This is a genomic window from Roseovarius sp. E0-M6, from assembly GCF_037083845.1.
Taxonomy (GTDB): domain Bacteria; phylum Pseudomonadota; class Alphaproteobacteria; order Rhodobacterales; family Rhodobacteraceae; genus Roseovarius.
The window spans coordinates 491,483-510,890 of sequence record NZ_JBAPLA010000002.1; the positions used below are offsets into that span (position 1 = coordinate 491,483).

Genomic DNA, 19,408 nt, shown 5'->3' on the forward strand with positions numbered 1-19,408 from the left:
AGATTTAAATGCGCCCATCGAATTAGAGGTCTGATTGATGCCGAAACTGCCCGTTTTTGACACGAAAGAGCGCGAGGAAATCCGAGCGCGACTCGAAGACTACATGGAACAGCACCAAATTCGTGTCAAAAAACTGTTTGAGCGCATGCAACTCGCTCTCGACATGCGTGATTGGTATTACTTGGATTTACGGTCACTCCAGCGCTTCATTGCAAATGACGTGCGCACTGATGACGAAAAAGTCTTGCGGTATCAAAAATTTTTGAACTTCGTCGTACCGCCGAACAAGCATGAGGAACTCGGCGCGATCCTTGACACAATGCTTATCCTGCCCGTTGCCGCCGGTGTCGAGAAGGATGGCCATGTCGTTGCGGTCCCCTTCGATGAATTTTACGGACGCAAGCCGATTGAAAGTTATGTCGGGCGCTATGTCTTTGAAAGTTATCCATACGGACCTGAACACACGCGTTGTACTGGCTCGCCAGCGCATACCGTGCACTATGTCCTGCTTCCCGCAGCGGATGAAAGGTTTCTGACGATTTTCATTTTGGTCGAGGACCCTGAGCTCGATGACGATCCCGTCTTGAGCGGGTTCCGCGTGGTTGCGGGTGGCTCATTGTTCATGCGCTTCGGCTTTACCGAATTCCTTATGATCCAGGTGGGAGGGTCTGGCGGCCGTTTCACCTTGCTATCCGATGTTACAGACACAGGTGACGACTCTGTAACCACCCTTGAAGGCCACGCGATATCAAATGTTGTGCCGGGGCAGGATCGCGAAGAAGACCGTGTGCAGCTGATACGCCTGACCCGGCTGCCTGAAAAGGTCTGACAGGAAGTGATCTGTCCGGGTCCGTTTGACTCCGCCTCGATCCGTTTCAGTCTGAATGAGCCCATGTGGCTGACAAGGATAAACAGCGTGTCCTATCCTTGTCACGTCAGAAAATTCAGCGTAAAAGTGAAGGTAAATCAACAGGATCGCAGTCTCTCCGCGGGATAGGGAGCAGGCGTTAATAATTTCCTAAACTTGTCGTCGTATCCTGAACCTCATAGGTCGTTAGCAGGGAGTACAAGATGTGCGCGGGGACCCCGCGCCATCTTGGGAAGGGGGCTCAATTGCCGCCCCCGTTCCATCCCCGGCTAGTGCGGAAAGCACCATAGAGACCGATTCCCGGCCCCGGTGTTTCCGCAGTCAGCGTTTCGGCGCTGAACCACGACCAAAGAGCCTTCGTGCCCTTTGGAAACCAGACGAGGGGCTTCCGCGCCCCTTCGATCCCACGGCCAGGGTTTTCGCACCCTGGACCACGACCGGTGTTTCGGCACCGGCTTCGCCCAAAGGGAGACGTCAGCTCGCCCTTTGGAAACCCATCGACCAGCGAGTTCGGCGCTGGACCACGAGCACGGAACGGCCGTGCCGCCGGTGTGAGGAGGGGGAAAGGAGAGCGCACATGCCCGGCAGCGGCAGCGAAACCAGACAGCGCCAGGTCACACTCAAGGCGCGCTTTAACGAGCAGGAAGCCGCGCTCGTGAAATCGCAGGCGGATGCCGCCGGTGTGCCTGTTGCCGGTCTTATTCGCTACGCCGTTCTCGGACAGACGCCGCTGCGCTCGACGCGCACGCCGCCGATGGATCGCGAGCTTGCCGCGCGCATGATCGCCGCCCTTGGCCCCATCGCTTGTGCGCTGCGGCAAGCGCATGCATCGGGCGATCTTGAGCTTCTGTCCGAGACGATCATCGCCGCGCAGCGCGACCTGTCTGAGATGCGCACCGTGCTGCTGTCGTCGCTCGGCCGGGAACCGTGAGGGGGCTGCCATGATCCTCAAAGGCAGCGCCCGGTCCGGCGGTTCCGATCTCGCCACCCATCTCCTCAACGCATACGATAACGAGCGCGTCGAGCTTGCCGATATTCGCGGTACGATCGCCGATGATTTGCACGGCGCCTTTGCTGAATTCGAGGCGGTGGCCAGCGGCACGAAAGCGCAAAAGCCGCTCTACAGCCTGTCCGTCAATCCCTCCGAGCCGCTCACGCGGGAGCAATATATCGAGGCCGTCGAGGCCATCGAAAACAAGCTGGGATTGACCGGTCAGCCGCGCGCCGTTGTCTTCCACATCAAGGACGGTCGCGAGCATTGCCATGTCGTCTGGTCGCGCATTGACGGCGCCGAGATGAAGGCGATCCACATGGCCCATGATCGCCGGAAACTGTGCGACATGGCCGTGCATCTTGCCGAGCAATACGGACACGAGCTGCCCGAAGGGCTGAAGGCGTGGAAGCAGCGAGAGCAGTTCAAAAAGGACAGGCTCGAAGCCACGCTTGCCGAGAATGCGCAGCAGAAGAAATCCGGCATCACGCCGGAGCAGCGCCGCGAAGACATCACCGCCGCTTATCGCGAGGCGGACAACGCCAGCGCGTTCCGGCATGCGCTGGAGGAACGCGGCTATATCCTGGCGCGCGGTGATCGCCGCGCCTTCGCCGTCGTGGACAGGTTCGGCGACGTGCATTCCCTGTCCCGTTACCTCAAGGACGTTCCTCGCAAGGAGATGCGGGCGCGGATGAAAACGCTCGACCCGTCATCCCTGCCATCGGTCGAACAGGCCAAGGAACAGGCCCGCGCGCAGCAAAAAGCCAGCGCTGAACGTGCCCGAGAACAGCGCGCCGCGCAGGAGGAGGCTGTCAAACGCCGTTCCGCCGAAAAGCGTGCCGCCATGGAGCGCGCCCAGGCCGCGCGCTGGCTGGCGCTTTCGCAAATGGAACAGGCGCTGTTATTGACGCAGCAGCAAGAGCGCATGGCGCTTCATGCTGCGCAGCAAACGGAAGCTTCGGGCGTGGTGTTTCGCATGCGCGCGAAAGTGGCCGATCTTGTTGCCGGTACGCCGGCGCTGCAATCGGTGCTTGGGCATATTTCCAGCCGTGCCGGGCTCGATCCGCGCGCGCGGCACAAGCTGGAAAACGAGGCGCTCGACCGCCGGCACGAGCGGGAGAAGATCGCGCTCGAAGGCCGGAAAAAGGCGCTCGACAAGATCGACCGTCGCGAACGCATGGCGCTCGAACGCGATCTCAAGCGCGAGGCTCTTGCGGCCCGCGCCGCACCGGTGCAGCGTGCAGCGCCGCAGCAGGACGAGAAGGTGGCGCGCACCGACCCGCGCCTGCTTCAGGAAGACGGGCTCGGCGCGGCGTTCAACGACAGGGCGCAGGATGCTCGCGCTCGCCGCGACGACGGTGAGACCGAAGGCGAGGACCGGCGGCTGCGCGAAAGTTGGGACAAAGCGCAGAAGCAGGATAAGCGCCCGCATCGTACCGACCCGCGGCTTCTGGAAGAGGATGCGCTACGGGCGGAATTTGACGAAGCCGCGCAGGCCCGGCGTCATGACAGTACCGATGAAGGCGAGGGCGAGGATGGTCGCAGCCAGCGTAAAAGCTGGAAGCAGCGCGCGCAGGAAAAAGGTCATCGGCGCGGCCGCGGAAAGGGAGGCGGTTTCGGCCATCGACGCGGGGAATAATTGTCACTTCCCCCTGAACCAATGCACGATACGTTGCCAGAAGCCCGGCGGTGTCTCGGCGCTTATCTGTCCTGGCTCGGCTTCGGTCGTGTTGAAATAGCGATCCTTGGAGCGACGATCCTGTTGCCTGCCGGCAACAATTTTTTCATCACTCATGTCGCCCGCCCACCGGACATTGCTGTGCTTGATCCAGTAATGTGACCGGCAGGGAAAGCTCCAGTTTCCGATGGACGGTGACAGCGAAACCGACACACCGTCATAGCCCATCTTCCAGTCGGTCGGGCTAAACGGTGTGACAACCTCACGGCCGCAGCCGCAGGCACATTTGTGAATGGCCGTCGCGTAATCCATCGCAAGGTAGAGGACACCCTCCTCGATACGTTCCGGAATCGCCTCTACAAACCGGTGTGAAATCTTCTTAATCGCCATCTCGCCTGTCCATGTTGTCAATTTTGTTGCCGTCGATTGTATAGTTGCTGGAGTGCTCGCCCTCAAAATCGGCATAAAAACCAGCCAGTTTCTTCCACCGGATCACCGCGAGCGTCGCGTTCAGGGCGTTCAGGTCAGCGACCTGGATGTTGGTGTTGTAGGCATCGTCAATGTCCGCATCGCCCATGCCGACACGGCGGCGCAGGGGCTCGCGCTGTTCGGCAGTGCTCAACGTCACACGCAGCAGGCCCACGAGAGCGTCATCGCCGATCTGGATACCCATGCCGACATCAATGAAGGAAATTTTCATTTTTTCGAGACGTTCGACTACCGGGCGTTTGGCTGCGCCAGAGTCAACGCACACGAAAACGAAATCCATCTCGTCCAAGAGGTTTGTGTTGGCATCGTCGAGATAGACCGGGTGCGGGACGATCCCCTTACGCATGGGTTCATACAGCGCCGCGAAGTAATCCACCTTCTTTTTCCGCTCCCGCAGGGTTTCGATACTCGGCGCGCCGGGGCTGCGGAATGCGTTGTGCTGCAGGAAATCATCCCCATCGACGAGATGCAGCTCACGGATGGGGGTTTTGGCGATCAGGTCGAGCACGTAAGAGCCCGTGCCGCCAAGACCGACAATGGCAACCTTGTTAATTGCAAGCTTTTCCGAGAGTCCGCCGATGCCGGCTCGTGTCGAAGCCGTGTCATGGTACTTGAACACCGGATCGGGCTCATCTGAGTTTGCCACCACGTAGGTTCGCGCATCCGCCGTCGGGTCGATCTTCCGTGCGGGCGAGGCGATCATCTCGACATAGGTGGTCATCTTGTGCTGGTAATCGCGGTAGCCCTCTTTCGGCTTTGCCGAAAACATATGGTCAACCGTGATGTCCTTGCCGAGGGTCTGGCGTTTGCTTGAATGCCTGATGGATTCCAGTAGGCGGCCGTCCGGATCGCAAGGATGTTCACCGGCGAAATACGCCTTGTGGTCGCTCGGTGTCATCGTCCCGTCCCCATTCATCTGCAGAACGGACACGAGTATGCCGCGTTTAACTTCGCGGTTTGCGTTCACGTAAGGCACATTGGAGATAACGAGGTGGCCACCCTTTACAGCCACCTCGTATCCGTCTTCTTCGAGGGCCTCCAGATCGGCGTTACGACTTATCAGTTGCCGTGACATTGAAGATCATGCCCTCCTTCAGCTTCACGGTATCGCCCTCATCCAGCGTGCCTTCGGGCTTGTTGCCTTGACCGCGCCGGTAAGTGATCGTGAAGCAAATCAACTCGCCGGTGGGCGGGTTCTCATAGGCGAGGGCGACCAGATCGTTCTCACCAAGCTCGGTTGCCGTCACCGTCTTCTCGCGGCCGTTCACGACAATCGTATACTCTTTGTCGGGTTTGCCTTTTTCGTCTTTCGCCATGGCTATGTCCTTTCTGTTTAACCTTCGGGCGGGAACGGGTCGCCACCATGGCTATCGCTGCTGGCGATCCGTCCGTCGCGGTTGTGGATACGCAGTTCGCTTTGTTGGTTGCGGCTGATTTCACGTCCGCGATCGACAGCGTCGTGCTTTGTGTCATGGTGGCTGCTGGCGCGTGATGCGCCGCCACGCTTCACATCCCATCCGCCTGCCGGATTCGGCATGACATGATGGGTCTTCGGTCCCTTACTCATGGCTTTCCTACCTCCTGTTCGTTAGGGGTGTAGGCAAAAAAAGTACGCCTACTCCGAACATGATATACTGGTTGAAAATCAGAAGTCAAGCACGTAAAGTATGTCTATACCGAACAAAAAACGACGATGGGGGAGCCACCGCATGACCAACAGCCTAGGAGAGAAGATTCGCCGCTTGCGAAAGGAGCAGAAGCTAACGCTCGAAAAGCTCGCCGAGATCACTGGTTCCAGCAAGAGTTACATCTGGGAGCTAGAGAACAAGAACCCGCCGCGACCGTCGGCGGAAAAACTTGGTAAGATTGCGGAAGCTCTTGGCGTCACTATGGAATATCTCCTCGATGAGAAGCAAACGATCACCGAGGAAGATGCGGTCGATGTCCAGTTCTACCGTGAATACCGGCACATGGACCCTGAAACGAAAGAAAAAATTCGTGAAATGGTAAAACTGTGGGGTAAGCCCGGATGACAAAACCGAAGTCGCCACAACGATGGGCATACGACCTGACCATCATCCTGAACACTTTGGGTGGCGACGACCGCTTTCCGGTTAACGTTCGGGAGCTTGCGCAGGAGTTTTCCAGGCAGCGCTTCCCTGACGACCCGATAAGCCTTGTGCAGGGGCGCGCGCTTCCTGGCTTTGAAGGCGCGCTGGTAAAGGCTCCGCCAGGTGAAAAAGGCTGGGGCATTTTCTACAATTCCGACACGGCATCGACCGGACGCATCAACTTCACGCTTGCCCATGAGTTCGGGCATTACCTCTTGCACAGACAGGATCATCCTGACGGCATCCAGTGCAGCACTGAGGATATGGAGCGATGGGACAGCAAGTACCGACAAATAGAGAAAGAGGCGAACGAGTTCGCGGCGAATCTCCTCATGCCTTTGGATGACTTTCGCAGGCAGATTGCGCCGAAAGCCAGGCCCGATCTGGAGACCCTCGGGGTATGCGCTGATAGCTACGGCGTATCACTGATTGCAGCCACGCTGCGATGGCTGCAGTACACCGAGCGCCGCGCCGTTCTTGTTAAGTCAATCGACGGCTTTATTCATTGGGCATGGTCGAGTGATCGTGCCTTGCGGACAGGGGCCTACTTCAAAACATCTGGCCGTCCGCCGATAGAGATACCCCCGTCCTCGATTCCGGCAAAGGATGCCGATCTGGTAAGAAGGAAGGCAACGCGTGAGCATGGCGCTGGCATCTGGTTCAAGGAACCTTGCGTCGAGCATGCTCTGGTCTCCGAAGTTCACGATTTCGCACTTTCTCTTATCCTTCTTGATGACGCACCTTCGCGCTTTGAGGTTGGCGAGAAAACTGAAGAAGATACCTACGACCGGATGATAAGTCGTACACCCGGCTCGTCCTGGCTTGGATAGTAGACTTACTGTATGAGGCGCGACTGGGATTGATCATGGCGCCGCCAACTTGGCAAAATTGTCGTGAGGCGAGGATGGATTGATGAACGATAATGAAGATGAAGTGACCGTGACGATCACGTTGAGCCGGAAAGCCTATGAGAAGGCTGAGAGGCAGGCCAAGGACCCGCGTGGTCCGATGGGGGAGTTGGCAGGGTTCGTGCCGGTAACAGATTATATCGAGCGCATAGTCGAGGTCGCGCTGGAGGACTGACGGGCACCTTGGTCGTCATTATAGGCGCTCGGATGGCAGTTCAGTCTTCAGTTGCCAGATCGAGTCCGCGCAGGCGATCCGTGACACTCTCGTTCACAGCATCAACAACGGACGTCGTGAAGTCCTTCGGCAGATTGGCATTTGCTGATTCAAGCGCTTTGGGTGCGCCCGCCGCGATGTCTTCGACGATCGCCGTTGCTCTTTTTTTGGACATGCCGGAACGCATGGCCGTTTGCACGAAATGTCGCCCATGAATCTGATCGAAGCGGTAATGGCGGTTGTTGCCGACCGACATCGCCATCTTCATCTGCTTGCGTTCAATCTGGCGGGCGTTCAGCGCGGGCTGCGCTGTCAAAATGTCATAGAGCGGGGTCATGCGGTAGCTGCCGCCGGGGCTCAGGAACACGCTGAAATTCTTGGCGTGGCCGTCGGTGGCGCCGATCAGCCAGAAGATCAGTTGCGCTTTCAGGAAAACCTCCTGATCTTCCATCGGGTTATCGCTGCCCTTTAGCAAGTCAAGCACATCGACCATGCCCGGCCCGCCTTCATTCTGGTATTTCAGGGTCGGGGGTACAGACAGCGCCTGGCAGCAATCTTCCTGCGGCAGGCGGAGCAAGCGCCCGTCCTTTGTCCAGCGCCGGTCGAAGCGTTCGATCACGAGCGCTTTGGTTTCGCCGAAGGTTTGGATGGTGGCGGTGTTGACCGGCAGGCCAAACGCTTCGGTCAGCTTCAGGCAGTAATATTCGTTCTCGACGCTGTCCGAGAGATCGATGCCGCCGGGCAATTCGCCAATTTGTGTTTTGATGAGATGCGTAGTCGGTGTCGTGCCGTGCGGCTTGATCCATTTTCCGTCATGCCAAAGCAGCGCCGTCTTTTCCTGAGCGCCCGCGACAGAAATCCGGAACGCATCATCGCTGGTCAGACCAAGCGGTGCCTGGCTCAGGCCTTTGAGGATTTTTTCGATGGCGGCTTCATCGACCGGTTCGCCCTCCAGCGTGCCAGTGGCATCAGGCGCATCTTCATCCCCCGCAATAAATTGCAACGCGCCCACACAGTCATGACCAATCTTGGTCAGCATGCTGTAGGCATCCGTGCCGCGCGCGCCGACCTTTTCGGCAACCAGGCGGCGCAGCTTGTCCGAATCCGGCAGCAGGTTTTCGAAGACGGCGGCAACGGGTTCGCCGCGATAGGGTGTCTCTCGTAGTGGCAGCGACAGAGAGACCGGCAGGGCGTGCTCCCAGCCCAGCCAGTCCTCATGATACGAAAAGCCGATGGCACCGCTGGCCTCGCGGCTCAGTGTGCCGACGCGGCGGTTGTTCAGATACACGCGCAAGGGTGCGTAGGCCGGGCGCCGTCCCATCAGAACAGCTCCTCGATGTCGCGTTCGTGCCCCTTGGATCGGTCGCCAATCCTGAGTTCAAGGTCGAGAGCGGCAAGGACGGAGAGGATGGATTCGAGCTTTGCGGGCTTTTCGCCGCTCTCGATCATCGAGATCGTCGCCTGGCGCAGGCCTGCCCGCTCGGCAAGCTGCATCTGTGTCCAGTCGCGCTTCTTGCGTGCACGCTGGATGATGGTACCGATCTGTCTTGGTGTGCGGGCTAGATCATTCATAAGTATAATATACGTTATGGCGCATATTTTGTCAATATGCGGTGTGGCGGATAATCTCGACCTATGCGCTGAAACGCATAAAACGGAATTATCTGCTGGAGCGTATAGAAGCTTCGGAGCTGTTTGGGAAACCCTGACCCGGTGTACCGAAAGAGCATGAGGTGGATGAAATTCAAAGAGCTTTGCGTCTCACCAGCAAAGAAGGGCGGGCAGGAAAAAGGTCACCGGCGCGGACGTGTCCTGGACTATGACATCAAGCGCGACACAGATCGAGCATCAGCACGGGTATCTAGCTGGTCCTGATTATCATGGCAGGCGGGGAAAGCCTTCCCCTCGCTGCAACCCGCCGCTGGCGGTTTTCCGCTACCCCTTCCAGCGGGGACACCCCGCAACGCCCCGTTCCATTCTTTGAAAAGAATGCTTTTGGTCCGTCCTGGATGGACAAAATTGACGAATGGTAAAGCGTTGCCGCCACGACAAGGCTCGGGAGCCCTCCAGCAAAGCAGGGCGGGCGCCGGTGCCCTGCATCGTCTCCGCCGCCGCACCCCCATCAGCAAGTGAGGGGTGACGGACGGCTCCTGCGAAGCAGGGCGACAAAGTCGTGGACGATTCAGCCAAAGCGCTACACAAATGTGTATCCACTGGCTACACTATCAGGCGATGAAAAAGAACGTCGGGCTTCGCATACGCATTGATCGGGACCTGCGGGAGCAGTTTCTTAAGGCGTGCCAGGCGGACGACAAACCCGCCGCTCAAGTGCTAAGAGAGTTCATGCGCGCCTATGTGGCCGAGCGTGGCCTTGATTCCGCAATCATAGATGGCGGCGTAAAAGAAAAAGATAACGGGGTAGAACCTTGAACGCAGTTGAAATCGAAGAAGCAATTTCCAGACTGGCCGAACAGCCGTTCGATGCCGAGGAATTCCCCTTCACGTTTCTGGAAGCGTTCGGCAACAAGGCGACAACTATCAAAAGGCTGCGCAGCGGCGCATCGAACAAGTCCGATCTCGGCGGCGTTCTCCAGATAAATAATATCCACATCAAGGTCTGCGCCGAGGGGCGGGTTTCCGATACGATCCGCGTGCTGCGCGAGAGCCCTGCCACGAAGAACGCCCGCAACCGCGTCAAGTTTATCCTGGCGACAGACGGCATCACGCTGGAAGCCGAAGACCTTTCATCTGACATCGCCCCGATCGTCTGCCCGTTCGCGGACTTCCCCGATCACTTCGGCTTCTTCCTGCCGCTTGCCGGTATCTCGACCGTCAAGCAAATCCGCGAGAGCGCCTTCGACATCAAGGCCACGGGACGCCTGAACCGGCTTTACGTGGAGCTGCTCAAAGACAACCCCGAATGGGGAACCGCCGAGCGCCGCCACGACATGAACCATTTCATGGCGCGGCTGATCTTCTGCTTCTTCGCTGAAGACACCGATATCTTCGTCAAGGCCGATCAGTTCACCGCCACGATCGAGCAGATGAGCGCGCCGGACAGCGCGAACACCCATGAGGTGATCAGCACGCTGTTTCGCGCCATGAACACCAAGCTCGAAGAGCGTGACGCGGCGAACATCCCCCGTTGGGCGTCCGATTTTCCCTACGTCAATGGCGGACTGTTCTCGCAAAGCGTGGACGTGCCGCGATTCAGCAAGATCGCGCGATCCTATCTTCTGCATATCGGCAATCTCGACTGGAAGAAGATCAACCCCGACATCTTCGGCTCGATGATCCAGGCCGTCGCCGATGACGAGGAACGCGGCGCGCTCGGGATGCACTACACGTCCGTTCCGAACATCCTGAAGGTACTAAACCCGCTCTTCCTTGATGATCTGCACGAAAAACTGAACGAGGCCGGTGACAACGCGCGCAAGCTCTTGAACCTGCGCAACCGGATGGCACGGATCAGGGTTTTCGACCCCGCCTGCGGCTCCGGCAACTTCCTTGTCATCGCCTACAAGGAAATGCGGGCGATCGAGGCCGAAATCAACAAGCGGCGCGGCGAGCCTGATCGGCGCACTGATATCCCGCTGACCAACTTCCGTGGCATCGAGTTGCGGGATTTTTCTGCCGAGGTGGCGCGCCTGGCGCTGATCATCGCCGAGTATCAGTGCGACGTGCTCTATCGCGGCCAGCGCGAGGCGCTACGGGACTTTCTGCCGCTTGATGCCATGAACTGGATCACCTGCGGCAACGCCCTGCGGATCGATTGGCTCAGCATCTGCCCACCAACGGGGACGGGCGTGAAAATGCACGGGGATGACCTATTCAACACGCCGCTCGATCAGGCCGAAATTGACTTCGAGAACGAAGGCGGGGAGACCTACATTTGCGGTAATCCGCCTTACATCGGTGACAAGAAGCAAACTAACGAGCAGAAGTCAGACATTGAAGCAATTCTTGGAGCGCGCACCAAGAAGTGGAAGTCCCTCGACTATGTCTGTGGATGGTTTGTCAAAGCCGCCGAGTATGGACTTAGAACTGAAGCGACATCGGCGTTCGTGTCCACCAACTCCATCTGTCAAGGTCAGCAGGTTCCGGTCCTATGGCCTATCATCCACGGCCTCGATCACGAAATCTCCTTTGCTCACACGTCATTCAAATGGAAGAACTTAGCTATATGATGCACCTCTTTGGAATATGGCGCTGATCGCGTCACGTCTGCATCTCGCGTGGATCGCAACTGTTTGCGGGAAGATGAAGTCTGATTATCGTTATTCCAATACCCTCGGCTGGAACACTTTCCCCGTCCCCAAGCTAACCGAAAAGAACAAGGACGACCTGACCCGCTGTGCCGAGGATATGCTTCTGGCGCGCGAGGCGCATTTCCCCGCGACCATCGCCGACCTCTACGACCCTGAGAAGATGCCCGCCGACCTGTGCGCCGCCCATGACCGCAACGACGAGGTGCTGGAACGCATCTACATCGGGCGCCGCTTCCGAAACGACACCGAAAGGTTGGAAAAGCTTTTCGAGCTTTACACCAAGATGACCAAGAAGGGGGCGGCATGACGAGTGATGACCACATGCCGATCGAACGGTACTATGCGCTCAAGTCGATGTTCGAGCGAATTTGGGGGAAAGATACCTACCTCGATCTAAAGCATTGCTCCGATCTGAAGGTCTGGAAGCGGTACTGTGAGAGGACACTGCGTGCGACCGAGATTGCGGCATCGGATACTGTCCAAGTCGCAGATGAAGATTGGCATAGGGAGCTGTGCGAAATTATTCAGCATGGTATTGGAAGAATCGAATCCGCCAAGGCTTTTGACGAACTGTTTCAGTGCTTTGCGGCAACCTATGCCGAAATTTCGTTTCATCAGCTTGGCTTCGTTCCGAGTGTTTATCCTGCAACGCGTTCTCAACTTCGGAAAGGAAACTGGCGTTTGGACGCCTTTCGGTCGGTTCAGTATGTCCAGAACGCTGAACAAAAAGAGAGCCTGATAAGAAGAAGAAAGAAATGAGAGGCAAAATGACCACCGACAAATCCGTCCTGTCCGTGTCCGTCACCTATGCCCGCAATGGCAGTTCGACCAAGTCGAACGAGCTTGGCATGCGTCCGATGCAGGAGCGCGCGTTTGAGCGGCGGGGCGAGCAGTATCTTCTGATCAAGTCGCCACCCGCGTCGGGCAAGAGCCGCGCGCTCATGTTCATCGCGCTGGACAAGCTGAACAATCAGGGGCTCCGGCAGGTCATCATCACCGTGCCGGAAAAGTCGATCGGATCAAGCTTTGCCGACGAGCCGCTCAGTGACTTCGGGTTCTGGGCGGACTGGCATGTCGTGCCGAAATGGAATCTCTGCAACGCACCAGGCGCCGACGGCAGCAAGGCCGACTCTGTGGGGGCGTTCCTGAAAAGCGATGACGGCGTGCTCGTCTGCCCGCACGCGACCTTCCGCAACGCCGTCGAGAAATTCGGCGTCGAAGCCTTCGACGAGCGTCTAATCGCCGTGGACGAATTCCACCATGTTTCGGCCAACCCCGACAACAAGCTGGGCGCGCAGCTCACCGAGTTGATCGCGCGCGACAAGGTGCATGTCGTGGCCATGACCGGATCGTATTTTCGGGGCGATACCGAGCCGGTGCTCATGCCCCATGACGAGGCAAAATTCGATCCCGTCACCTATACCTACTACGAACAGCTCAACGGCTATAAATATCTGAAGACGCTGGATATCGGCTACTACTTCTATTCCGGCGCTTACGCCGACGACATCCTGAAGGTGCTGGACCCCGCCGAGAAGACGATCATCCACATCCCGTCCGTCAATTCGCGCGAGAGCACGAAGGACAAGATCAGGGAAGTCGAGCACATCATTGAGGAGCTTGGTGCATGGCAGGGGACCGACCCCACCACCGGCTTCCAGCTTGTGAAGCGCTCGGACGGGCGCGTTCTGCGGATCGCCGATCTGGTCGATGACGATCCGGCCAAGCGGGAGAAGGTTTCGGCAGCACTGAAAGACTCTGCGCAGAAGCACAACCGTGATCATGTGGACATCATCATTGCCCTTGGCATGGCCAAGGAAGGCTTTGACTGGATTTGGTGCGAACACGCGCTGACGGTTGGCTATCGTTCGAGCTTGACCGAGATTGTGCAGATTATCGGGCGCGCCACCCGTGACGCCGAAGGCAAGACACGTGCCCGCTTTACCAACCTGATCGCCGAGCCGGATGCGGCAGAGGAAGCCGTCACCGAGGCGGTGAACGACACGCTGAAAGCCATCGCCGCCAGCCTGCTTATGGAGCAGGTTCTCGCCCCGCGCTTCAACTTCACCCCGAAGAAACCGGATAGCGGGCCGGTTGAAGGCTTTGACTACGGCGAAGGCGGCTACAAGGAAGGCGAATGCAACGTCGGCTTCAACGAAGACAGCGGCCAATTCCAGATCGAGATCAAGGGGCTTGTCGAGCCGAAAAGCAAGGAAGCCGAACGTATCTGTCAGGAGGACTTGAACGAGGTAATCGCAGCCTTCGCGCAGGACAAAACCACCGTCGAGCGCGGTCTTTTTGACGAGGAGCTTGTTCCCGAAGAACTGACACAGGTGCGTATGGGCAAGATCATCAAGGACAAGTATCCCGAGCTTGACGATGGCGATCAGGAAGCCGTGCGCCAGCACGCGATCGCGGCGCTGAACCTCACCCAGAAGGCCAAGGAAGCCGCGCTTGAAGGCGATGACGCAGACAAGAGCGGGAACACCGCCTTGATCGATGGCGTCCGGAAATTCGCGATGGATGTGCGCGATCTGGACATTGATCTGATTGACCGGATCAACCCGTTCAGCGAAGCCTATGCCATCTTGGCGAAAACGATGAGCGAAGAGAGCCTGAAGCAAGTTCAGGCCGTCATCTCGGCGAAGAAAGTGAAACTGACGCCAGAAGAAGCGCGCGACCTGGCGCGGCGCGCCGTGAAATTCAAGCAAGAGCGCGGGCGGTTGCCATCGATCACTTCGCCCGACGCATGGGAAAAGAAGATGGCAGAAGGCGTGGCCTTCCTTGCCCGCATGAAAGCGGAGGCGGCCAATGGTTAAGGAATTTACCGAGGACGATGATGCGCTTCTGGCCGAGCTTGGCGTCGAAGTTGAAGAGAAAAAAGCCCAAAGCCGCACCCCACGTGAAGAGCGTATTATCGCGGGCTTCGAAGAAATCCAGCGCTTTGTGGAAGAACATGGCCGCGCGCCGCAGCACGGCGAAAACCGTGATATTTTTGAGCGTTTGTATGCCGTTCGGCTGGATCGTATCCGCGAGCAGGCGGATTGCCGGGAACTGGTCGAACCGATCGATCACCAGGGATTGCTGGCAGGGTCAGCACCATCATCGTCATCAGCGCCTGACGAGATGGATGACGATGCCCTTTTGGCGGAACTCGGCGTCGAGGCTGAGGCCCCACCGATCACGGAGCTCAAACATGTTCGGACGAGTGCCGAGAAAAAAGCCGCCGAAGAAATTGCCAACCGCGAAAAGTGCGAGGACTTCGAAACCTTCAGGCCACTCTTCGAGCAAGTGCAGAGCGAGCTGGACAGCGGCCTGCGCGAGACGCGCCCTTTCGAGATGAAGGCCGAAATCCAGCCAGGACGGTTTTTCATCGTTGGCGGTCAGAAAGCCTATGTCGCGGAGATGGGCGAAACCACCATTACAGCACAGGGCCGAACCGACGCCCGGCTACGCGTGATCTTTGATAACGGCACAGAGAGCAACATGCTCATGCGCTCGCTTCAGCGTGCCCTGAACAAGGATGAAACAGGCAGGCGCATCACCGATCCCGTGGCAGGTCCTTTGTTCGCCGACAACACGATCGATGGCGACGAGGCCAGCGGAACGATCTACGTCCTGCGCAGCAAGTCCGATCATCCGGTTGTCGCCGAAAACCGCGATCTTGTTCACAAGATCGGCGTCACCAACATGAGCGTCCAAAAACGCATCGCGGGAGCGCGGCTCCAGCCGACATTCATGATGGCGGACGTAGAAGTCGTGGCGACCTACGAACTTTACAACATCAACCGCACCAAGCTGGAAAACTTGATCCACCGAATTTTCGAGCCCGCGCGGCTCGACATCGAAATCATGGACCGTTTCGGCAATCCCGTTGTTCCACGCGAGTGGTTCCTTGTACCGCTGTTCGTGATTGATGAGGCGGTAGAAAAGATCAAGAACGGGAAGATCGCCGACTATTCCTATGATCCGCACAAGGCGACTTTGACACCACGTATCGCCAAATCAAAAGAAAACTGAACGGGAGGAATAATGCCAGATTTACATAGTGATGTTGTTGGTCAAGCCGCCCGCCTTCCGCTTAAGCCATCGGAAAGTAATGCGCTTTTGCTGGATGCGCAGACCCGCAACGCCATCTTCTTTGATAAGCTCGGTCTGGGCGGGTGAGGTAATCATGAATTGGAACCATGATCACATAGTTCACATTGGCGGCGAAACAGAAACGCCGCTCGACCCTGCAACTGAAACTGCCGTGTGGCGAAAGCGAATCGAGCCCTGGCTATCTGCTGTTTTTCAGTCCGAGCACCTTTCTCTGTTGGTCGGAAATGGCTTTACGACCGGCATAGCCAATCAGGCGGGGGGTGTGCCGACGGGCATGGCTGGTTCAGGTTTCGGTGGGTGTCCGAACGAAGACAAGGTGAGTGCCCACGCCAAGAAGATGGCGGAAGCCATGGGACGGGGGAGCGCCAATATCGAAGATGAGCTTTCCGCAGCACTGTCTCTCTTGAGCGGTCTGGAGATTCTTAAACACGCAGACGCGTCGGCTTGGGAAACCGCGATCGACAATGTACTCGGCGAGTTTATCAAGGATGTCCTTACCACGGAGAAGAGCATCCGTGACGGCATAGATAAGGAACCTGCCGCGGGTGGACCGCTCGCAAGGGAAATCCTGGTTTCATTTTTGATGAGTTTTGCCAGCAGGGCTGCGTCGCGGGAAAGGCTGCATGTTTTCACGACAAATTATGACCGTTTGATTGAACGCGGATGCGATGATGCTGGCCTGCGCATTATAGATCGTTTTACCGGCGCTCTTGAGCCGGAATTCAGGTCGTCACGTTTGCACATCGACATGCACTATACGCCACCAGGAATTCGGGGGGAGCCACGTCACCTCGAAGGCGTAGTGCATTTGACCAAGCTTCACGGATCACTTGACTGGCGCTACGACCATCCGCGTCTATACCGTGTCGGCCTACCGTTTGGTGCAGAGGCCGGGCATCCCGCGGTGCCAGCCAGCCCACGACACTCGGTGATGATTTACCCCAACGCGGTTAAGGATGTTGAAACGGTCGCCTATCCTTATGCCGACCTATTCCGTGATTTCTCGTCCTCGATATGCCAACCAAATAATGTGCTGGTCACTTACGGATACGGCTATGGTGATGACCACATCAACAGGGTTATCGCCGATATGTTGACCATTCCCTCGACGCACCTTGTTATACTTGCCTGGGGAGAAAAGCCCCATGAACGGATTGCGTCGTTCGTGGATCGTGTTGGTAGGCCGCAACAACTGACGTTACTCATCGGCAAGCACTTCGGCGACATACGCACGCTGGTCGAGCACTATTTACCCAAGCCTGCCATTGATCCGTTGACCATTCGCATGAGTGAATTGGTGGAACGGCGCGGCAAGATCACTGGCAAAGAACCCGATGACGCTGGCGGTGCACAATGACGACGATTGTCGAGCGTATCGGCACGCTATCGGTTGGTCGAGTTGAGACCGTCACCGCCGAAGAATTGCGTATTACCCTGTTTAACGAAACACCGCAGGCGACGGCGCTCAATACCGGGACACCTACGGGCTTCCCCCGCGTTAACGCCTATGTCTTGGTCCCCAATGAGACCGGCGCTGTTGTTGCCGTTATTAAAGAAATCGCCATTATCCGTGCGAAACCGCTTCACGGCAAATCGGATGACGCGCTTGTTGATCTTCCATTCCCCGCGCGGACGATCGTTGCCATTCCTTTCGGTACGCTGCTTCGTGAGGGGAATGATGCAGACAGCCAGCCGATTTATACTCTGGAACGGGGCGTACCGGTCCTTCCTTCAGTAGGTGATCCTGTCCTTCTCCCGACGGCAGCGCAGTTGCGGTCTATCGTCGAAGCCAAAACGGATGATCGGCTGATACAGATCGGCACAGCCCCGTTTGCGGGCAATGCCCGCGTCTGGGTCCATCCCGACAAGCTCTTTGGCCGACATCTTGCGGTTCTCGGCAATACCGGCAGCGGCAAGTCCTGCTCGGTGGCCGGTATCGTCCGCTGGTCGCTTGAGAGCGCCGCTGCGGCGGCTCAAGCGCAGGCACAGGAGGGCGAACAGGCCGCACCTGCCAATGCGCGCTTCATTGTTCTTGATCCGAACGGTGAATATTCCCAGGCATTTAATGACGGTACCCTGGCCGTCCGCCGATTTGCGGTCGGCGGCAAAGATGGCGCGAAGCCTTTGACTGTGCCGGGCTGGCTCTGGAACGGGCAAGAATGGGCTGCGTTCACCGATGCAAAGCCTGGCGCACAGCGTCCCACACTACTCGGGGCGCTGCGGCAATTGCGAAATGCCGATTCTTCCGCCGTGACAGCAAAAGCACAAGCGATCAGGCGCTATAGTGGTTATGTACGGCAAGTTGAGCAGCTTTATGCCGATTTACCCCAAAGCGTTGCAGGTTTCCCCCGCAATCGCGACTTCGGCTCCCTGCTAGAGGGGCTGCTTGGGCTGACCGAATCCGATGAAGTGGCTCTTGAGCCCTTCGGCAACGACGCGGCTGACCTCAGCGCGGCGATCGTTGCCATCCGTCCAGCTATCCAGCAAGTGCACGATGACAGGCACTACGTGTGGCAAGGTGCGTCTCGATATAACGACTTTCAGCCGGGCGATCTGCAAAAGGTTCTAACGTCCCTTCGAACGATTACCGACGCTTTCTCGATCAGCGCCACTCACGGTGAGATCAGCGAAGATGCGCCGGTTCGATTTAACGTTGGTGAACTTCCTGACCGCATCCATGACGTTGCCATGGCCACCGGCGGGCAGGCTGTCACTAATGTCGAGCCGCTCATCAACCGCATTCAGGTTATGTTGGGAGATGCAGGGCTTCGTCCAATCATAGATACTGATGGGGCCGCATCGCTTAGCGAATGGCTCGCCGATTTGCTTGGTCCCGGCGAAGGTTCGCCCGAGCCGCTGGCTATTCTCGATCTGTCACTGGTGCCATCGGATGTTGTGCACGTGGCCGTGGCCGTAATCTCGCGCCTCGTATTCGAGGCGATGCAGCGTCATATCAAGGAAACGAATGAAGCCTTACCTACCGTTCTGGTGCTTGAGGAAGCGCATAGTTTCGTCCGAAAGGACGCCGATGTCGGCGCAAGTGCGCAGGCCGCTGATCTATGCCGCCAGACCTTTGAGCGGATAGCCAGGGAAGGCCGAAAGTTTGGTCTTGGATTGGTTCTGGCATCTCAGCGCCCCTCCGAATTATCGCCGACCGTCCTCGCACAATGCAATTCCTTCCTGCTCCATCGAATCGTCAACGACGTCGATCAGAACCTTGTTCGTCGTCTTGTTCCCGATGCGCTGGGCGGATTGCTTGGCGAACTTCCTACTCTGCCGTCACAGCAGGCAATCCTTCTTGGCTGGGCCGTGCCGACGCCGGTTCTGCTCCGTATTCGTGACTTGCAAAAGCCACAGCTTCCACGTTCCGATGATCCCAAGTTCTGGGATACATGGCTTGGGCAGGAAGGGGTTGTCCCGGATTGGGAGGTCGTGTCAGCTTCATGGGAGAAGCAGGAAGAAGCAACGTCAGAAGATGTTACTCCTGATCCGCCCATAGAGGGTTAAATCAAGTTATGGTTTAGAGACGCGGTCTTCTTGGATCATTTGGGTGCTTCAGCGGAAGCATCAGTGGCAGACTATAGGCCGCAAACGGCAAACAAAGTCCAAGGCGTCCTCCCGCAACCAGCTTCATTTGCCCGCCGAAGTTATCTTCGGCGGGCAAATCATGTCCAGATCGAGCCCCCGCAACCAAATTTTTTCACCCCCGCAGGCATCCCACGGGGGTATTTTGTGCTCTGAAACTGACTTGTCACGGCGTCCATTTCTCCAAAGCCCGCC

21 protein-coding genes are annotated in these 19,408 nt (G+C 57.6%); 15 read left to right on the top strand and 6 right to left on the bottom strand.

Annotated elements, in window-relative coordinates:
• Positions 1 to 37: 37 nt before the first annotated feature.
• From V8359_RS08815 to V8359_RS08825, 3 genes are all read left to right on the top strand, one after another.
• Positions 38 to 829 (top strand): hypothetical protein, encoded by a 792-nt coding sequence (locus V8359_RS08815; protein WP_336428384.1) that lies wholly within the window; start codon positions 38 to 40, stop codon positions 827 to 829.
• Between the two features lie 616 nt (positions 830 to 1,445).
• Positions 1,446 to 1,799 carry a plasmid mobilization protein gene (locus tag V8359_RS08820; RefSeq protein WP_336428385.1) on the top strand — a complete coding sequence of 118 codons (354 nt, stop codon included), beginning with the start codon at positions 1,446 to 1,448 and terminating at the stop codon, positions 1,797 to 1,799.
• Between the two features lie 10 nt (positions 1,800 to 1,809).
• A complete protein-coding gene (locus V8359_RS08825; RefSeq protein ID WP_336428386.1) occupies positions 1,810 to 3,498 on the top strand; it encodes a relaxase/mobilization nuclease domain-containing protein in 1,689 nt (562 codons plus the stop codon).
• Between the two features lie 3 nt (positions 3,499 to 3,501).
• Here V8359_RS08825 and V8359_RS08830 read toward each other — a convergent pair whose 3' ends face one another.
• Genes V8359_RS08830 through V8359_RS08845 form a run of 4 tightly spaced genes read right to left on the bottom strand, consistent with a single transcriptional unit; the run spans position 3,502 to position 5,593 of the window.
• Positions 3,502 to 3,927, bottom strand: a complete 426-nt coding sequence (locus V8359_RS08830) for a DUF6527 family protein (RefSeq protein ID WP_336428387.1) — start codon at positions 3,925 to 3,927, stop codon at positions 3,502 to 3,504.
• Positions 3,917 to 5,101, bottom strand: coding sequence for a ThiF family adenylyltransferase (locus V8359_RS08835; RefSeq protein WP_336428388.1), 1,185 nt, complete (start codon positions 5,099 to 5,101; stop codon positions 3,917 to 3,919). Before V8359_RS08835 ends, V8359_RS08830 begins: the two co-directional genes overlap by 11 nt.
• Positions 5,076 to 5,342, bottom strand: coding sequence for a multiubiquitin domain-containing protein (locus V8359_RS08840; protein WP_336428389.1), 267 nt, complete (start codon positions 5,340 to 5,342; stop codon positions 5,076 to 5,078). The genes V8359_RS08835 and V8359_RS08840 overlap by 26 nt, the downstream gene beginning before the upstream one ends.
• A 17-nt stretch (positions 5,343 to 5,359) precedes the next feature.
• Positions 5,360 to 5,593 (bottom strand): DUF2188 domain-containing protein, encoded by a 234-nt coding sequence (locus V8359_RS08845; protein ID WP_336428390.1) that lies wholly within the window; start codon positions 5,591 to 5,593, stop codon positions 5,360 to 5,362.
• A gap of 142 nt (positions 5,594 to 5,735) precedes the next feature.
• Here V8359_RS08845 and V8359_RS08850 point away from each other — a divergent pair, with 142 nt between their 5' ends.
• The 3 genes from V8359_RS08850 (at position 5,736) to V8359_RS08860 (ending at position 7,220) form a co-directional block, all read left to right on the top strand.
• The gene (locus tag V8359_RS08850; protein WP_336428391.1) at positions 5,736 to 6,059 is read left to right on the top strand and encodes a helix-turn-helix domain-containing protein; all 324 of its coding nucleotides are present in this window, start codon (positions 5,736 to 5,738) and stop codon (positions 6,057 to 6,059) included.
• Complete coding sequence (locus V8359_RS08855) at positions 6,056 to 6,967, top strand: ImmA/IrrE family metallo-endopeptidase (RefSeq protein ID WP_336428392.1); 912 nt, start codon at positions 6,056 to 6,058, stop codon at positions 6,965 to 6,967. The genes V8359_RS08850 and V8359_RS08855 overlap by 4 nt, the downstream gene beginning before the upstream one ends.
• Positions 6,968 to 7,049: 82 nt before the next feature.
• The gene (locus tag V8359_RS08860; protein WP_336428393.1) at positions 7,050 to 7,220 is read left to right on the top strand and encodes a hypothetical protein; all 171 of its coding nucleotides are present in this window, start codon (positions 7,050 to 7,052) and stop codon (positions 7,218 to 7,220) included.
• A 40-nt stretch (positions 7,221 to 7,260) separates the two neighbouring features.
• Here the strand turns inward: V8359_RS08860 and V8359_RS08865 are convergent, their stop codons facing one another.
• Positions 7,261 to 8,580 carry a type II toxin-antitoxin system HipA family toxin gene (locus tag V8359_RS08865; RefSeq protein ID WP_336428394.1) on the bottom strand — a complete coding sequence of 440 codons (1,320 nt, stop codon included), beginning with the start codon at positions 8,578 to 8,580 and terminating at the stop codon, positions 7,261 to 7,263.
• Positions 8,580 to 8,831 carry a helix-turn-helix domain-containing protein gene (locus tag V8359_RS08870; protein ID WP_336428395.1) on the bottom strand — a complete coding sequence of 84 codons (252 nt, stop codon included), beginning with the start codon at positions 8,829 to 8,831 and terminating at the stop codon, positions 8,580 to 8,582. Before V8359_RS08870 ends, V8359_RS08865 begins: the two co-directional genes overlap by 1 nt.
• Positions 8,832 to 9,491: 660 nt before the next feature.
• Here V8359_RS08870 and V8359_RS08875 point away from each other — a divergent pair.
• From V8359_RS08875 to V8359_RS08915, 9 genes are read left to right on the top strand one after another with little or no spacing between them, the layout of a single operon-like run.
• Positions 9,492 to 9,689 (top strand): plasmid-related protein, encoded by a 198-nt coding sequence (locus tag V8359_RS08875; RefSeq protein ID WP_336428396.1) that lies wholly within the window; start codon positions 9,492 to 9,494, stop codon positions 9,687 to 9,689.
• A complete protein-coding gene (locus V8359_RS08880) occupies positions 9,686 to 11,446 on the top strand; it encodes a DNA methyltransferase (RefSeq protein WP_336428397.1) in 1,761 nt (586 codons plus the stop codon). The genes V8359_RS08875 and V8359_RS08880 overlap by 4 nt, the downstream gene beginning before the upstream one ends.
• A gap of 16 nt (positions 11,447 to 11,462) precedes the next feature.
• Positions 11,463 to 11,834: a type IIL restriction-modification enzyme MmeI gene (locus tag V8359_RS08885; RefSeq protein ID WP_336428398.1), complete on the top strand. Its 372-nt coding sequence runs from the start codon at positions 11,463 to 11,465 to the stop codon at positions 11,832 to 11,834.
• On the top strand, positions 11,831 to 12,286 hold the full coding sequence (locus tag V8359_RS08890; protein WP_336428399.1) for a hypothetical protein: 456 nt from the start codon (positions 11,831 to 11,833) through the stop codon (positions 12,284 to 12,286). Before V8359_RS08885 ends, V8359_RS08890 begins: the two co-directional genes overlap by 4 nt.
• Positions 12,287 to 12,294: 8 nt before the next feature.
• A complete protein-coding gene (locus V8359_RS08895) occupies positions 12,295 to 14,346 on the top strand; it encodes a pseudomurein-binding repeat-containing protein (RefSeq protein WP_442970342.1) in 2,052 nt (683 codons plus the stop codon).
• A complete protein-coding gene (locus V8359_RS08900; RefSeq protein ID WP_336428401.1) occupies positions 14,339 to 15,547 on the top strand; it encodes a GIY-YIG nuclease family protein in 1,209 nt (402 codons plus the stop codon). The genes V8359_RS08895 and V8359_RS08900 overlap by 8 nt, the downstream gene beginning before the upstream one ends.
• A 12-nt stretch (positions 15,548 to 15,559) precedes the next feature.
• Entirely contained in the window at positions 15,560 to 15,694 is a 135-nt protein-coding gene (locus V8359_RS08905; protein ID WP_336428402.1) for a hypothetical protein, read from the top strand.
• Positions 15,695 to 15,701: 7 nt separating this feature from the next.
• Entirely contained in the window at positions 15,702 to 16,985 is a 1,284-nt protein-coding gene (locus V8359_RS08910; RefSeq protein WP_336428403.1) for an SIR2 family protein, read from the top strand.
• Positions 16,982 to 19,135: an ATP-binding protein gene (locus V8359_RS08915; protein WP_336428404.1), complete on the top strand. Its 2,154-nt coding sequence runs from the start codon at positions 16,982 to 16,984 to the stop codon at positions 19,133 to 19,135. Before V8359_RS08910 ends, V8359_RS08915 begins: the two co-directional genes overlap by 4 nt.
• The last annotated feature ends 273 nt before the right edge of the window (positions 19,136 to 19,408 follow it).

What these genes read in the sequence shown, in the direction of transcription:
- V8359_RS08820 (WP_336428385.1), top strand. Translation starts at nt 1,446, where the DNA reads ATGCCCGGCAGCGGCAGCGAAACCAGACAGCGCCAGGTCACACTCAAG.
- V8359_RS08855 (WP_336428392.1), top strand. Translation starts at nt 6,056, where the DNA reads ATGACAAAACCGAAGTCGCCACAACGATGGGCATACGACCTGACCATC.
- V8359_RS08860 (WP_336428393.1), top strand. Translation starts at nt 7,050, where the DNA reads ATGAACGATAATGAAGATGAAGTGACCGTGACGATCACGTTGAGCCGG.
- V8359_RS08850 (WP_336428391.1), top strand. Translation starts at nt 5,736, where the DNA reads ATGACCAACAGCCTAGGAGAGAAGATTCGCCGCTTGCGAAAGGAGCAG.
- V8359_RS08895 (WP_442970342.1), top strand. Translation starts at nt 12,295, where the DNA reads ATGACCACCGACAAATCCGTCCTGTCCGTGTCCGTCACCTATGCCCGC.
- V8359_RS08840 (WP_336428389.1), bottom strand. Translation starts at nt 5,342, where the DNA reads ATGGCGAAAGACGAAAAAGGCAAACCCGACAAAGAGTATACGATTGTC.
- V8359_RS08905 (WP_336428402.1), top strand. Translation starts at nt 15,560, where the DNA reads ATGCCAGATTTACATAGTGATGTTGTTGGTCAAGCCGCCCGCCTTCCG.
- V8359_RS08910 (WP_336428403.1), top strand. Translation starts at nt 15,702, where the DNA reads ATGAATTGGAACCATGATCACATAGTTCACATTGGCGGCGAAACAGAA.
- V8359_RS08885 (WP_336428398.1), top strand. Translation starts at nt 11,463, where the DNA reads ATGGCGCTGATCGCGTCACGTCTGCATCTCGCGTGGATCGCAACTGTT.
- V8359_RS08870 (WP_336428395.1), bottom strand. Translation starts at nt 8,831, where the DNA reads ATGAATGATCTAGCCCGCACACCAAGACAGATCGGTACCATCATCCAG.
- V8359_RS08845 (WP_336428390.1), bottom strand. Translation starts at nt 5,593, where the DNA reads ATGAGTAAGGGACCGAAGACCCATCATGTCATGCCGAATCCGGCAGGC.
- V8359_RS08875 (WP_336428396.1), top strand. Translation starts at nt 9,492, where the DNA reads ATGAAAAAGAACGTCGGGCTTCGCATACGCATTGATCGGGACCTGCGG.
- V8359_RS08825 (WP_336428386.1), top strand. Translation starts at nt 1,810, where the DNA reads ATGATCCTCAAAGGCAGCGCCCGGTCCGGCGGTTCCGATCTCGCCACC.
- V8359_RS08815 (WP_336428384.1), top strand. Translation starts at nt 38, where the DNA reads ATGCCGAAACTGCCCGTTTTTGACACGAAAGAGCGCGAGGAAATCCGA.
- V8359_RS08865 (WP_336428394.1), bottom strand. Translation starts at nt 8,580, where the DNA reads ATGGGACGGCGCCCGGCCTACGCACCCTTGCGCGTGTATCTGAACAAC.
- V8359_RS08835 (WP_336428388.1), bottom strand. Translation starts at nt 5,101, where the DNA reads ATGTCACGGCAACTGATAAGTCGTAACGCCGATCTGGAGGCCCTCGAA.
- V8359_RS08915 (WP_336428404.1), top strand. Translation starts at nt 16,982, where the DNA reads ATGACGACGATTGTCGAGCGTATCGGCACGCTATCGGTTGGTCGAGTT.
- V8359_RS08900 (WP_336428401.1), top strand. Translation starts at nt 14,339, where the DNA reads ATGGTTAAGGAATTTACCGAGGACGATGATGCGCTTCTGGCCGAGCTT.
- V8359_RS08830 (WP_336428387.1), bottom strand. Translation starts at nt 3,927, where the DNA reads ATGGCGATTAAGAAGATTTCACACCGGTTTGTAGAGGCGATTCCGGAA.
- V8359_RS08890 (WP_336428399.1), top strand. Translation starts at nt 11,831, where the DNA reads ATGACGAGTGATGACCACATGCCGATCGAACGGTACTATGCGCTCAAG.